The sequence below is a fragment of the Kitasatospora xanthocidica genome (assembly GCF_014656195.1).
In the GTDB taxonomy this organism is placed as follows: domain Bacteria; phylum Actinomycetota; class Actinomycetes; order Streptomycetales; family Streptomycetaceae; genus Kitasatospora; species Kitasatospora xanthocidica.
Genome location: NZ_BNBY01000048.1, coordinates 1 through 13,691, shown reverse-complemented (window position 1 = coordinate 13,691; position 13,691 = coordinate 1). Strand labels below are relative to the sequence as shown.

The window sequence follows — 13,691 nt, the reverse complement described above, 5'->3', positions numbered from 1 at the left end:
GGTCCGTCGTCGGTCAGTCCGTCGCGATGGCGGAGAGGACGTTCATCCGGCCGGCCCGGAAGGCCGGGACGAGGGCCGCGACCAGGCCGATCACCACCGAGGAGACCAGCGTGACGGCGATCGTGACGGTCGGGACGGACAGCGTCCCGAGGCCCTGGTCCCGCAGGACCCGCTGGACGGTGACGCCCCAGGCGAGGCCCAGCCCCGAGCCGAGGACCGCGCCGAACACCGCGATCACCACGGACTCCAGCCGGATCATCCGGCGCAGCTGGCGGCGGGACAGCCCGATCGCCCGCAGCAGACCGATCTCCCGGGTCCGCTCGACCACCGACAGCGCCAGGGTGTTGACCACGCCGAGCACCGCGACCGTGATCGACAGCGCGACCAGCCCGTAGATCAGGTAGAGCAGGGTGTTGATCTGGGACTGCACCAGCTCCTTGTAGCCGGCCTGGTCCTTGACGACCAGCTGCGGGTACTCCTTGAGCCCGTCCTGCAGGGCGGTCAGCGTCCTGGCGACGTCGGTGCCGGCCGAGGCCTTGGCGAAGAAGGTCCACACCGGCGGCTGCTCGGCGGCCGGGACGACCTGGGCCATGGTGTCCATGGCGACGAACGAGCCGTCACCGAACAGCTCCCCCTTGGCGAAGACCGCGCCGACCGGCAGGGTCTGGGTGCGGCCCCTGCCGTAGTCGACGGTCACCCGGTCGCCGACCTTGAGGTTGTGGTCCTTGGCGAAGACCGCGCCGATCCCGAGCGAGCCCTGCTCGATCGACGCCGCCGTGCCGGAGTCGAGGCTCGGGTGGAAGTCGCTGCCGAAGAAGGCCGGCGGCACGGCGGTCAGCTGGTTCTTCGCCGACTGGCCGTCCGGCAGCCCGAGCTTCGCGGGGAAGAACTTCTGGGTGGTGACGTGGTCGATGCCCGGGGTCCGGCGCACGATGTCCAGCATCTCCGGGGTCACCTCGGTGCGGCCGCCCTGGACGATGTAGTCCACGCCCACCGACTTGTCGATCTGCGCGCTGGCCGAGGTGACCGCCGAGGAGCTGAACACCGAGGAGGCGATCACCAGCGCCAGGCCGATCATCAGCGCGGCGGCGGTGGCACCGGTACGGCGCGGGTTGCGCATCGCGTTGCGCTGGGCGAGCTTGCCGGACGGGCCGAACACCGCCGGCAGCACCGCGCCGAGCACCCGGACGACGGCCGAGGCCAGCAGCGGGCCGAGCACCACGAAGCCGACCAGGGTGAGCACCACGCCCAGGCCCAGGTACTGGCCGCCGGTGGCCGCCTTCTCCGACTGCCCGCCGAGCACCAGCAGGGCGCCGCCGCCCGCCGTCAGCAGCAGGCCCACGACCGTACGGACCAGGTTGGCCTTGGCCTCGGCCGGGGTGCCGTGGTCGCGCAGGGCGGCCATCGGCGAGATCCGGCTCGCCCGGCGGGCCGGGACCCAGGCCGCGACCAGGGTGACCACGATGCCGAGCGCGTAGCCGGCGACGAACACGTCCGGCCCGATCTGCAGGTCGGCGGCCTTGAGGTCCATCCCGATCGCGTTCATCAGCTTGATCAGGCCGACCGCGACGCCCAGGCCGGCCGCGACCCCGAGGGTCGAGCCGAGCACGCCCAGGATCAGCGCCTCGACCAGCACCGAGCGGTTGACCTGCCGGCGGCTGCCGCCGATGGCGCGCAGCAGGCCGATCTCCCGGGTGCGCTGGGCGACCAGCATCGAGAAGGTGTTGATGATCAGGAAGCCGCCGACGATCGCCGAGACGAACGCGAAGCCGAGCATCGCGTACTTCATGAAGTCGAGGCCGCTGCCGATCTGCTTGGTGTTCTCCTCCTTCTGCTCGGCCGCGGTCTTGACCTGGTAGCCGCCGCCGACCTTGGCCACCGTGTCGGCCTTCAGCTGGTCGTTGCCGCGGCTGCCGTCGCCGAAGGCCTCGACGGAGGTGTAGGCCGCTTCGCCGAGCAGCACCTGCTGGGCGGTCGGGGTGTCCAGGAAGCCGAGGGCCGCGCCCGGGTTGGTGGTGGTGAAGGTGGCGATGCCGGCGATGGTGAAGTCGTGCTTGCCGCCGGAGTTCTCGACCCGGACCTTGTCGCCGAGGCCGAGCTTGGCCTTCTTCGCGGTGTCCGCGTCCAGCACCAGCTCGCCGGCGCCCTGCGGCGCGTGGCCGGAGGTGATGGTGACCGGGGTGCGCGGGGTCTCGGTCCAGTTGCCGAGCATGGTGGGCGCGCCGCTGGTCGGGCCGACCAGCTTGTTGGTGGCCGGGTTGACCAGGGTGGCGTTCTGGACCATGACCTGGCCGACGGCCTGCTTCACGCCGGGCACCGAGGCGACCTGGCCGGCCACCGCGACCGGGACGGTCGGCGGCCTGACGGCGGCCTGCTGCTCCTCGTCCTCGGCCGGTTTGGGCGGCTGGACGGCGACGTCGGAGGCGGTCGCGGCGAAGAGCTTGTCGAAGGTGCTGGTGGCGGTGTTGGAGAACACCAGGGTGCCGGAGACGAAGGCCACCGACAGCACGACGGCGATGAGCGAGAGCGCCATCCGGCCCTTGTGGGCGAAGAAGCTCCGCAGTGAGGTCTTGAGCAGCATGATCGTGTCGTCCCGTCGCTCAGCTGGTGCGCTTGCCGTCGAAACGGCGCATGCGTTCGAGGACGGAGTCGGCGGTGGGCGCGTGCATCTCGTCGACGATCAGGCCGTCGGCGAGGAAGAGCACGCGGTCCGCGTAGCCGGCGGCGACCGGGTCGTGGGTGACCATCACCATGGTCTGGCCCAGCTCGTCCACCGAGCGGCGCAGGAAGGTCAGCACCTCGGCGCCGGCCCGGGAGTCCAGGTTCCCGGTGGGCTCGTCGCCGAAGATGATCTCGGGGCGGGCGGCCAGCGCCCGGGCCACCGCGACGCGCTGCTGCTGGCCGCCGGAGAGCTGGGTCGGGCGGTGCTTGAGCCGGCCGGCCAGGCCGACGGTCTCCACCACCTGGTCCAGCCAGGCCTGGTCGGGCTTGCGGCCCGCGATGTCCATCGGCAGCGTGATGTTCTCCAGCGCGTTCAGCGTCGGCAGCAGGTTGAACGCCTGGAAGATGAAGCCGATCTTGTCGCGGCGCAGTCTGGTCAGCTGCTTGTCCTTGAGGCCGGTGATCTCGGTGTCGCCGATCCAGATCCGTCCGCCGCTGACCGTGTCGAGCCCGGCCAGGCAGTGCATCAGGGTGGACTTGCCGGAGCCCGAGGGGCCCATGATCGCGGTGAACCGGCCGCGCTGGATGTCGACGTCCACCGCGTCGAGCGCGGTGACCTTGGTCTCGCCCGAACCGTACGCCTTGGTGACCTGACGGGCCGAGGCGGCGACGGCGGAGGCTCCGCCGGGAAGCTGGGGGTCGTACACGGCTGCTGTTGCCGTCGTCACTGGAGTCTCCTATGGAAGATGCGCTCACCCGTCGGCCCCCAGCCTCACGGGCCCGCCCGCTTTCGCGACATGGCGCAAGCGGTAGTCCTCGACCGGGAGTTGTCTCCACCCTCCCGGTGGACCTGGCCACCGGACCCGACCTGATCGGGCCGCTTCCTGGCGGGTGGGGATGTGTGAACCACGTTAGGAGTCGACGGCGGGCCGCTCGTCATCCGACGGAATGAAGCGGTTCAACCAAGGTTCTACGGGGTGCGGCGCGCCGCCCCCTAGGGGTCCTCGCGGCCCGTCTCGGGGACGCCCCGTACGGGCCGCGAGGGCGGTGGCGCCGCCGGTCAGCAGCCGGTCAGCAGCCGGTCAGCGCCGCGGTGGGCAGCCGCTCCAGCGCCGTGGCGAAGCCCTCGACGACCGGGGTCAGCAGGGTCTCGGTCTCGCGCTCCAGCAGGGTCGAGCCGTCCTCCCGGGCGGTGATGTGACGGTCGAGCACGAACCAGCCCTGGGTGATGTGGCCGGCGCCCATCGAGCTGAGCACCGGGCGCAGCGCGTAGTCCACCGCGAGGACGTGGGCGGGCGAGCCGCCGGTGGCCAGCGGCAGGACGGTCTTGCCCGCGAGCGCGTACTGCGGGAGCACGTCCAGCAGGGCCTTCAGCAGGCCCGAGTAGGCGGCCTTGTAGACGGGGGTGCCGATGACGACGCCGTCCGCGCGGGCGAACAGCTCGGTGACGGCGACGATCTCCGGGTGGTCGAAGTCGCCCGACAGCAGCGCGTGCGCGGGCAGTGAACGCGCCTCGAAGGGGACGACGTGGTGGCCGCGGTCCGCCAGCCGCGCGTCGACGTGGCGCAGCAGGCGGGTGGTGCGGGAGGTGGCGGACGGGGAGCCGGAAACGGACAGGACGACGGCCATGGGTTCACCTCTGGCTGGGAGCGGGGCGGCGCTGCGCAGCGGGGGGAGGCGCTGCGGTGGGGTCACCGGAGTGGGGTCCGGTACCGGGGGCGCCACGTCCGTGGACGTTCGGACGAGGTCCGTCTACGTGTGGACGGTGTCCGTGGACGTGCGGACCGGCGGGAATCTGCGGGCGCGCGTCAGCCGCGACAGAGCGAACAGGCCACACCGCGCCGCAGGTCGACGTGCCGCCGACGCGTGAGTGCCCAACGCTGATCCATGCCTCGAATGCAAACACGCGGCGTTCGAGCCGGTCAAGAAACGTTTCAGCCTCTGGAACGCCGGGTGTCCGGACGTTGCGGCGGAACGATCCGGTACGTGCATCAAAACGGCTACAAGAGGCCCGCGGAGCCCCCCGGGGGGAGTCAGCCCGAGCGGGGTCGGGCATCCTCGACGGCATGAACACGTGGCAGGAGGGCCGCCCGGGGGGCGGCGGGAACCCGTACGGCGGCAACGGCGGAGGCGGCGCGGCGGCCGAGCCGCCGCTGCCCGCGTCGCTGAACCCGCGCGGGCCCGGGGCGTCCGCGCCGCGGCCGCCGGAGCAGCCGCCGGGACCGTCCCGGCTCGGCGGCGTCCCCCAGCAGGGGGCCGGCGCGCCCGCCGGCCACCCCGGTGTCCGCCCCGGCGGCCCGGCCGGTCCCGGACGTCCGGGCGGGCCCGGTGGGCCTGGTGGTCCCGGCGGTCCGGGTGGCCCGGGCGGCCCCGGTCCCGGCGGCCCCGGCAGTACCCGGCCGGCCGACGCCCGTCCCACGCGCTGGCCGCGTCGACGGATCGTCAAGTGGTCGGTCTTCGGCCTGCTGATCGCCGTCATGGTGACCTCGGTCTCCACCTGGTTCTGGGCGGACTCCAAGCTCAACCACGAGAACGTGCTCGCCGACTACCCGGGCCGCCCGGCCGCGGGCAAGGGCACCAACTGGCTGATCGTCGGCTCCGACAGCCGCCAGGGCTTGAGTGACTCCGAGCAGGACGACCTGCACACCGGGCACGACACCGAGGGCAAGCGCAGCGACTCGATGATGATCCTGCACGTCGGGGACAGCGGGAACACCCTGATGAGCATCCCGCGCGACTCCTGGGTGCCGATCCCCGAGCACCAGGGCGGCAACGGCAAGCCGGTCAAGGGCACCACCGCGAAGATCAACTCGGCCTTCGGCGCGGGCGGCGGACGCCTGCTCGTCCAGACCGTCGAGCTGAACACCGGCATCCGCATCGACCACTACGCCGAGATCGGCTTCGCCGGCTTCGTCGGCATCGTCGACTCGATCGGCGGCGTCGAGATGAAGATCGACCAGCCGGTCAAGGACAAGGACTCCGGCCTCGACCTCCAGGCCGGCGACCAGACCCTCACCGGCAAGCAGGCCCTGGCCTTCGTCCGCCAGCGCCACCAGATGGCCGACCAGGACCTCGGCCGGATGCGCAACCAGCAGAAGTTCCTCGGCGCCCTCGCCCACCAGGCCGCCTCCCCGGGCAACCTGCTCAACCCGTTCACCTTCTACCCGCTGGTCGACTCCGCGCTCGGCACCCTGATCGTCGACGACGACTGCGGCCTCACCGACCTCGGCTCGATGTTCCTCGCCATGAAGGACGTCAACGGCGGCAGCGGCAAGAGCATGACCGTGCCGATCGGCAACCCGGACTTCCGGACCAAGACCGGCGAGTCCGCGGTGCAGTGGGACGCCAACAAGTCCAAGCAGGTCTTCGACGCCTTCAAGAACGACACCGCCGTGCCCGAGTTCAAGTGATCGGTCACTTCCAGTGACGACAGCACCACAATGAGTGGATGTCACTCGTCACCGCACTGATCTACCGCCGTCGCCACCGCCTCCTGGGCCGCCTGGTCCAGGAGGCGCTCGCGTTCTACGGCATGGAGGTGCCGGCCGCCTGCGAGATCGGGCCCGGACTCACCGTCTTCCACCGCGGCTTCGGCACCGTGCTGCACCCGTACACGACGCTCGGCGCCGACGTGACGCTCTACAACGGCGTCACCATCGGCCGGGCCGACCCGTGGGTGCCGCAGGAGCGCAGCGCGATGCGGCGGGTGGTCGTCGAGGACGGCGCGGTGCTGTGCGCGGGCGCCAAGGTGGTGTGCAAGGACGGCGTGCTGACGGTGGGCGCCGGGACGGTCGTCGGGGCCAACGCCGTGCTCACCCGCTCGACCGGGCCCGGGGAGGTCTGGGCCGGCGTGCCGGCGCGCAAGGTGGGCGTACGGGCGGGCGGCTGGGTGCCGTCACCGGTTCCGACTCATCCCGCCTCGGACTGTCCCGCCGCCCCGGACCATCCTGCCTCGGACTATCCCGCCTCGGCCTGACCGGCGTACGGCAGCAGGCCGGTGCCGCACTCCGGGTGGCGGACCAGCCACTCCCCCTCGCCGCCCTCGGCCTCGGTGGCACCCGAGTAGCCGTAGTGGATCGGCTGCCCGTCCCCGCCCAGCCAGCGGGCGTGCGCCAGCTGCACCGACAGCGCGGCCGGGCGGTGCGGCGCGGCCTGCTCCAGGACCAGCTCGTGCTCGGTCTCGCCGGGCCGGAAGACCACCGCCGTCTCCGTGCTCGGGCGGCGGGAGAAGACCCGCGCCCCGTCCGTCCAGTAGGCGGCGACCGTCACGGCGAGCGTGCCGTCCAGGCTGCCGGAGTCCGGCCGGACGTACTCCTCGTCGGCGACCCAGCGCGCGTGGTGGCGGACCTCCTCGTCCCGGCACTCGTCCCAGCGCACCCAGTAGCCCGCCACCCGCTTGACGGTCATGGCCTCGCGGACGACCCGGACCGCGAACCGCGCCGGGCCGACCGGGGCCGGCCCGCCCAGGGCCGGCCGGTCGGCGGACGGCCGGCCCGGAGACGGCCGGCCCGAGACCGGTTCGCAGGAGGTCAGGGAGACCACCGTCACCTGCTCGTACGTCACCTCGCCGTCGTCGGCGCCCTGCTCGATCATCGGTGAACCACCTTGCCGGGAAGTCGGGTTCGGCCGCGCCGGGGGCGGCCCCGGTGCGGCCCGCGTCCGAGGGGAGCGTAGGGCGGCGGCTCCACCGGCCGGAGTGATTGCCCGGTTCCGGCCCGAACGATCGCGGGCCCGGCTACCCTGCCCCGCCGGCCTCGGCCCGGCCGGGCAGCCGGTCTGGCACACGCTCGGGCAGCCGGTCGAGCGTGATGCCGAAGTGCTCCCGGTAGGCAGCGAGCGCCTCCGGGCCGGTGAGCGTCCGCTCGGTGCGGGTGCCGTCGGGCGCGGTGCGGATCAGCCGGGTGCCGCTGAGCGTGGTCCGGCCGCCGTCCCCGGTGAGCACGGAGCAGGTGGTCGAGCGGGTGAAGTGCGACTCCGGCGAGGTGCTCTGCCACCAGCAGGTCGGCCCGAAGTCGGCGAGCGGGTACGGCCGTGGGTCGAGGCGGTACTGCGGGGCGCCGTCCATCAGGACGTCCAGGTCGCCGTGGGCGCCGTACGGGCGGACGGTGAACGTGCCGTGCGGGTCGGACTGCGGACCGCGCTCGTCCAGGCGCAGCGGGAGCCGGCTGAACCGGCCGAAGCCGACGTCGACCAGCCAGGGCTCGTCCAGGTCGACCCGCAGCGCGAGGTGGTCGAACGGCGGCCCGGGGCGCTCCCCGTCGAAGACCCGGCCGCTCAGCAGGCTCACCCGGTAGCCCAGGGAGCGCAGCAACTCGGCGAAGGCGCCGTTCAGTTCGTAGCAGAACCCGCCGCGCCGGCGGTCCACCAGCTTGGCCACCAGGGCCGCCGGGTCCAGCACGACCGGCTCGCCGAGGTGGATGCTCAGGTTCTCGAAGGGGACGGCCCGGAGGTGGGCGTGCTGCAGCCGGGCCAGCGCCGGGGCCGACGGCTCGCCCGGGTCCGGCACGTCGATGTGGGCCAGGTACGCCGTCCGCTCGGCGGGCGTCAGGCCCTCGTACGCCTTGTCGCGATCCATCGCCTCGTCGCGATCCATCGCCTCGTCGTGATCCATCCGCCCATTCCAGCCGGAGCGGGGGCGCCCGGCCATCGGTCCTTGGGCTTAGGACCTCTCAGCGGACATGCCACCGCCCCGGAGTGGGAAGCCGGCGGAGCCGACTTCTTCCGGGGCGGTACGCGTGTCAGGAATGACGGTGATTACTCGACCACGCCGGACTTGGCGATCTTGATGACGGCCGAGGTGCGGCCGCTCTGCGAGCCGAGCGACTCGATCTTCTTCACCAGGTCCAGGCCCTCGACGACCTCGCCGAAGACGACGTGCTTGCCGTCCAGCCAGTCGGTCACGATGGTGGTGATGAAGAACTGCGAGCCGTTGGTGTTCTTGCCCGCGTTGGCCATGGAGAGCAGGCCCGGGCGGTCGTGCTTCAGCTTGAAGTTCTCGTCCTCGAACTTCGCGCCGTAGATGCTCTTGCCGCCGGTGCCGTTGTGGTTGGTGAAGTCACCGCCCTGCAGCATGAAGGACGGGATCACGCGGTGGAAGCCGGAGCCCTCGTAGCCGAAGCCGTTCTGGCCGGTGGCCAGCTCGCGGAAGTTCTGGGCCGTCTTCGGGACGACCTCGTCGAACAGCTTGAAGACGATGCGGCCGGCCGGCTCGTCGTTGATGGTGATGTCGAAGAAAACGTTGGAACTCATGCAGGGATCATGGCACGAGCGGTCCGCTCCCGCTCGGTACCCCCGGGCGGGAGCGGGTGCGGGGCACCGTGTTATCCGGCCACCAGACCGGCCACCGGACCGTTCAGCGCGGGGTAGTCGGTGTACCCCTCGGCGTCGCCGCGGTACATCAGCCCGTCGCGGACCGGATTGAGCGGAGCGCCGGTGCGCAGGCGCTCCACCAGGTCCGGATTGGCGAGGAAGCCGCGGCCGAAGGAGATCAGGTCCGCGCCCGCCGCCAGCAGCCGCTCGGCCGCGGCCCGGCCGCCGTCCTCGGGCAGCGGCCCGCCCCAGCCCAGCACCGGGTTGGCGATCAGGGTGCCCGGCCAGGTCTCGCGCAGCTCCCGGAAGACGGCGTCCTCCGGGTCGGCGAAGACCACGTGCAGGTAGCCGAGGCCGTCGCCGGCGAGCTCGCCGATGAGCGCGCGGTAGATCTCCGCGGTGTCCCTCTCGTCCATGCCCTGGCCGGTGAAGCCGGGCGAGACCCGCAGACCGACCCGCTCCGGGCCGATCTCCGCCGCCACCGCCCGGACCACCTCCACCACGAAGCGGATCCGGTTCGCCACCGGGCCGCCGTACGCGTCGGTGCGCCGGTTGGTGTTCCGGGCGAGGAACTGGTGCAGCAGGTAGCCGTTGGCGCCGTGCACCTCGACCCCGGCGAAGCCCGCCTCGACGGCGTTGCGGGCGGCCGCCGCGAAGTCGGCCACCGTCTGCCGGATCTCCGCCGCGGTGAGCTCCCTCGGGACGACGGCCTCCCGGGGCCCGCCCGGGGTGTGGACGGGCTCCGGGAACGCGATCGGCGAGGGCGCGACCGGGTGCAGCCCGCTGTTCTCCGGGTGGCCGATCCGGCCGCCGTGCTGGAGCTGCAGGAACATCCGGCCGCCGGCCTCGGCGACCGCCCCGGTCACGGTGCGCCAGCCGGCCACGTGCTCGGGGGCGTGGACGGCCGGGATGTTGGCGTACGTCTGGCCGACCCGGTTCGGGGTGGCGGCCTCGGCGACGATCAGCCCGGCCCCGGCACGCTGCGCGTAGTACTCGGCCATGATCGGCCGCGGAACACCGTCGGCGCCGGCCCGGGTGCGGGTCATCGGGGCCATCACCAGGCGGTTGGGAAGGTGCAGCGGGCCGATCTCGGCGGGCTGGAAGAGGCCGGCGGTTTCCGTGTTCGTCGTCATGCCGGAACCGTAGAAGCTAACATCGATGTCAGGTTCAAGGCCCCGCACGGCTCGACTCTGCACGGCCGGGGGGCGCGAAGCGGACGACGGGGTCGACGACGGGGTGGACGGCATGCGGATCGGCGAACTGGCCCGGCGGACGGGCGTGAGCGAGCGCTCGTTGCGCTACTACGAGCAGCAGGGCCTGCTGGTGGCCCGCCGCACCGACGGCGGCCACCGCGAGTACCCGGAGATGGCGGTCGACCGCGTCGTGCACATCCAGGAGCTCTACGCCGCCGGACTGAACAGCCGCACCATCTACAAGATCCTCCCCTGCATGCGGGACTCCGACGGCGGCCCCAGCGAGAGCGCCACCCCCCAGCTGGTCGAGGAGCTGACCTCGGAGCGCGCGCGGATCGACCGGATGATCACCGACCTGCTGCGCTCGCGCGCCGTGCTGGACGAGGTGATCCTGACCGCCTCCGGGGAGCCTGCGCAGCCGTCCGCCGAGGCCGCTTAGCCGGCCTGGCCCGCCTGGCCGTGGGTGGTCGGCTTGCGGGCCAGCAGATAGGCCTGCGGGACCCGCTCCCCCTCGTCCGGCTCGCGGACCGTACGGGAGGTCATCAGCAGGCCCGCCCCGCGGACCAGCTCCTCGACGCGCTCCGGCCGCAGCCGGCGGAAGTCCAGCGACACCGGGTGGCCGAAGGGCTCCTCCAGGCGCAGCGGCTCGTCGCCGACCTGGAAGGCGACCAGCAGCCGCCCGCCGGGGGCCAGCACCCGGGCGAACTCGGCGAACACCTCCGGGAGGCGCTCCGCCGGGGTGTGGATGATCGAGTACCAGGCCACCGCGCCGGTCAACTCGCCGTCCCGGAAGGGCAGGTCGAACAGCGAGCCGACCTCGAACGGCACCTCCGGGTAGGCCGCCCTGGCCAGCTCGACCATCCGCGGCGAGAGGTCGATCCCGCGGACGTCCAGGCCGAGCCGGTGCAGGTGGTCCGTCACCCGGCCCGGGCCGCAGCCGAGTTCGGCCGTCCTGGGGTCCGGGCGCTCCGCGCGGACCAGGTCGGCGAAGAGCGCCAGCACCGCCCGGTCCACCGGCATGGTGTCCATCGCGTCCCGGAAGCGGTCGGCGTACTCGGTGGCGATGGCGTCGTAGAACGCCCTGGTCGTGGCGAGGAAGTCCGGCTCGGTCATGGACCGGCACCCTACCCGCCACCCCTGGACGTAGCATCGCCTTGGCCAACCAGCCTGAGGGGGACGGAAGATGGGCACCATCGGGGTCTACCTGGCGCATCCGCGACCGGGCAGCTTCAACCACGCGCTGTACGAGGCCGTGGTGGACGAACTACGGGGGCGCGGCTGCGCGGTGCGGGCCCACGACCTCTACGCGGAGGGCTTCGGGCCGCTGCTGACCGCCGAGGAGACCGGAACGGTGGACCCGGCGGCCCCGTCCGCCGACCCCCTGCTGGCCGCGCACCGCGCCGAAGTGGCCGGCCTGGACGCGCTGGTCCTGATCCACCCCAACTGGTGGGGCATGCCGCCCGCCGTCCTGGCCGGCTGGGCGCAGCGGGTGCTGGCCCCCGGCGTCGCCTACAAGCTCGGCACCGCCGACGGCGAACCGGCCGGGCTGCTGCGGGCCGGGCGGGCCCTGGTGCTCAACACCTCGGACACGCCCGAGGAGCGCGAGCGCGACGAGTTCGGCGACCCGCTGGAGCGGATCTGGGCGGCCTGCGTGCTGCCGTACGTCGGCGTCACCGACGTACGGCGGACGGTGTTCCGCACCGTCTCCGACTCGCCCGCCGGCCTCCGCGCCGAGTGGCTGCGGCAGGCGCGCGAACAGGCGGCGGCGCTGCTCGGCTGAGCCGGGCCGGCGGGTGCCGAGGGCGTCAGAGGTCCAGCTCCGCCACCGCCTGGTCGCCGCTCAGCTCGCCGGTCGGGCGGAAGCCCAGGCGGGCGTAGAACTCCGCCGGACCCTCGGGGCCGGGCACGTAGGTGACGGTGGCGCGGGTGCCGCCGCGGCGGCGGATCTCGGCGCACACCTGCTCGACGGCGAAGCGGCCGTAGCCGCCGCGCTGCGCGTCGGCGTCGACCAGCAGGCGCCACAGGCCGGAGCGGGGCCGGTCGTCGGGCTGCTGGAAGCGGACGTCGAAGAAGGCCATCACGAAGCCCACCGGCCGCCCGTCGTCCAGGATCAGCCGGGGCCAGGCGGTCTCCCCGTACGCGTAGGCCTCGGCCAGCGACTTCACCACCGGCGCGACCAGGCCCTCCTGGTCGGGGCGCACCCGCAGGGCGAGGGCGGCGTCGATGGTGTCGGGGGTGATGACGGCCAGGCTGAGCGTGGAGGACATGGCGGGCAGCCTAAGGAGCGGGGCTGCCCGCCGTCACCTGCATTTCCCCTCGTCAGGAGGTCTGCGCGGAGGCGCCGCGGAGCCCCCGGGGACCCACCGCGAAGGCGTCAGGGGCTCACCGGGAGGCGCCGGCGGCTCACTCCCCCGCGGGGAAGTCCGTGGCGCGGCCGACCGCCGCCCAGGCCTCGGCCTCCTGCCGCGCCCCGTCCAGGACGCCGAGGACGCCGTCCACGGCGTCGCTGCCGAGCGCGAGCCGCAGCGGGGTGTGCTCGGCGTCCAGGGCGGCCAGGATCGCCGCGGCCGCCTTCACCGGGTCGCCGGGCTGCTTGCCGTCGGAGTCCGGCAGGCCGTTGCGGACCGGGCCGACCACCGCGTCGTAGGCGGCGATCGGAGCGGCGTGGGCGAGCGCGCCGCCGCCCGCGAAGCCCGTCCGGAACGCGCCCGGCTCGACGACCAGCACCTTGATCCCGAACCCGGCGACCTCCTGGGCCAGCGCCTCGGACAGCCCCTCCAGGGCGAACTTGGTGGCCGAGTAGGCCCCGACGCCCGGGAACGAGAAGCGACCGCCCATGCTGCTCATCTGCACCACCGCGCCCGAGCCCTGGGCCCGCATGTGCGGCAGCACCGCGCGGGTGAGCGCGGCCGGGCCGAAGAAGTGCAGTTCCATCAGGTCCCGCAGTTCGCGGTCGGTGTACTCCTCGACCGCGCCGATCAGGCCGCGTCCGGCGTTGTTCACCAGGACGTCGATCCGCCCGTGGCGCTCGACGGCCTCCGTGACGACGGCGGGGATCCGCTCCGGGTCGGTGACGTCCAGCCGGACCGGGACCAGCCGCTCCGGGTGCGCGGCGGCCAGCTCCGCCAGCGCCTCGGGGCGCCTGGCGGCCGCGACGACGGTGTCGCCGGCCGCCAGGGCGGCCTCGGCGATCGCCTGGCCGAAGCCGGAGTTGGCGCCGGTGATCAGCCAGACCTTGCCGGCGGGGTGCTGCTCGGGGGTGTTGCCCATGATCCGTAATCTCCCGCGATCGTCGTTACGCCGTACGTGAGTTGACGATCATTTATGACATCGGGCAGCTGGATCCGTCCAGGACGGTTCGACGCCGGACGACAACTCGCCGGAACGCGAACGGCCCCCGACCGCGGACGGGCGGTCGGGGGCCGTGCGCCGGACCGTTCAGGTGCGACGGGCTCTGGTTACGGGAGGTTACGGGAGGTTGCGGGCCATCACGATCCGCTGGACCTGGTTGGTGCCCTCGTAGATCTG

14 protein-coding genes are annotated in these 13,691 nt (G+C 73.0%); 4 read left to right on the top strand and 10 right to left on the bottom strand.

Features of this window, described 5'->3' with window-relative positions; translation table 11 throughout:
• Positions 1–13: 13 nt before the first annotated feature.
• The 3 genes from IE332_RS38735 to ssuE all read right to left on the bottom strand — a co-directional run bounded on the left by IE332_RS38735 (position 14) and on the right by ssuE (position 4,290).
• The gene (locus IE332_RS38735) at positions 14–2,584 is read right to left on the bottom strand and encodes an ABC transporter permease (protein ID WP_189926232.1); all 2,571 of its coding nucleotides are present in this window, start codon (positions 2,582–2,584) and stop codon (positions 14–16) included.
• 16 nt (positions 2,585–2,600) lie between these two features.
• Positions 2,601–3,368, bottom strand: coding sequence for an ABC transporter ATP-binding protein (locus IE332_RS38730; protein WP_189926230.1), 768 nt, complete (start codon positions 3,366–3,368; stop codon positions 2,601–2,603).
• A gap of 364 nt (positions 3,369–3,732) precedes the next feature.
• Positions 3,733–4,290, bottom strand: coding sequence for an NADPH-dependent FMN reductase (gene ssuE, locus IE332_RS38725; protein WP_189926164.1), 558 nt, complete (start codon positions 4,288–4,290; stop codon positions 3,733–3,735).
• Between the two features lie 437 nt (positions 4,291–4,727).
• Between ssuE and IE332_RS38720 the strand changes: the two genes are divergently transcribed.
• A complete protein-coding gene (locus tag IE332_RS38720; protein WP_189926162.1) occupies positions 4,728–6,071 on the top strand; it encodes an LCP family protein in 1,344 nt (447 codons plus the stop codon).
• 38 nt (positions 6,072–6,109) lie between these two features.
• Positions 6,110–6,637, top strand: coding sequence for an LbetaH domain-containing protein (locus IE332_RS38715; RefSeq protein ID WP_189926160.1), 528 nt, complete (start codon positions 6,110–6,112; stop codon positions 6,635–6,637).
• Here IE332_RS38715 and IE332_RS38710 read toward each other — a convergent pair.
• From IE332_RS38710 to IE332_RS38695, 4 genes are all read right to left on the bottom strand, one after another.
• The gene (locus IE332_RS38710) at positions 6,619–7,254 is read right to left on the bottom strand and encodes a hypothetical protein (RefSeq protein ID WP_189926158.1); all 636 of its coding nucleotides are present in this window, start codon (positions 7,252–7,254) and stop codon (positions 6,619–6,621) included. The two genes, IE332_RS38715 and IE332_RS38710, sit on opposite strands and share 19 nt — an antisense overlap.
• A gap of 142 nt (positions 7,255–7,396) precedes the next feature.
• Positions 7,397–8,272: an arylamine N-acetyltransferase family protein gene (locus IE332_RS38705; protein WP_229929268.1), complete on the bottom strand. Its 876-nt coding sequence runs from the start codon at positions 8,270–8,272 to the stop codon at positions 7,397–7,399.
• A gap of 143 nt (positions 8,273–8,415) precedes the next feature.
• The gene (locus IE332_RS38700; RefSeq protein WP_189926155.1) at positions 8,416–8,910 is read right to left on the bottom strand and encodes a peptidylprolyl isomerase; all 495 of its coding nucleotides are present in this window, start codon (positions 8,908–8,910) and stop codon (positions 8,416–8,418) included.
• A 71-nt stretch (positions 8,911–8,981) separates the two neighbouring features.
• Positions 8,982–10,103, bottom strand: coding sequence for an alkene reductase (locus tag IE332_RS38695; protein WP_189926153.1), 1,122 nt, complete (start codon positions 10,101–10,103; stop codon positions 8,982–8,984).
• A gap of 112 nt (positions 10,104–10,215) precedes the next feature.
• On the opposite strand from IE332_RS38695, the gene IE332_RS38690 reads away from it, so the two are divergent.
• Positions 10,216–10,602, top strand: a complete 387-nt coding sequence (locus tag IE332_RS38690; protein WP_189926226.1) for a MerR family transcriptional regulator — start codon at positions 10,216–10,218, stop codon at positions 10,600–10,602.
• Here IE332_RS38690 and IE332_RS38685 read toward each other — a convergent pair.
• Positions 10,599–11,276, bottom strand: coding sequence for a class I SAM-dependent methyltransferase (locus IE332_RS38685; protein ID WP_189926151.1), 678 nt, complete (start codon positions 11,274–11,276; stop codon positions 10,599–10,601). The genes IE332_RS38690 and IE332_RS38685 overlap by 4 nt on opposite strands.
• A gap of 70 nt (positions 11,277–11,346) precedes the next feature.
• Here IE332_RS38685 and IE332_RS38680 point away from each other — a divergent pair, with 70 nt between their 5' ends.
• The gene (locus IE332_RS38680; protein WP_189926150.1) at positions 11,347–11,943 is read left to right on the top strand and encodes an NAD(P)H-dependent oxidoreductase; all 597 of its coding nucleotides are present in this window, start codon (positions 11,347–11,349) and stop codon (positions 11,941–11,943) included.
• Positions 11,944–11,968: 25 nt separating this feature from the next.
• On the opposite strand, the gene IE332_RS38675 is transcribed toward IE332_RS38680, so the two are convergent.
• Together IE332_RS38675 and IE332_RS38670 are read right to left on the bottom strand one after the other, a co-directional pair.
• The gene (locus IE332_RS38675; protein WP_189926148.1) at positions 11,969–12,430 is read right to left on the bottom strand and encodes a GNAT family N-acetyltransferase; all 462 of its coding nucleotides are present in this window, start codon (positions 12,428–12,430) and stop codon (positions 11,969–11,971) included.
• 136 nt (positions 12,431–12,566) lie between these two features.
• Entirely contained in the window at positions 12,567–13,433 is an 867-nt protein-coding gene (locus tag IE332_RS38670; RefSeq protein WP_189926146.1) for an oxidoreductase, read from the bottom strand.
• Between the last annotated feature and the right edge of the window lie 258 nt (positions 13,434–13,691).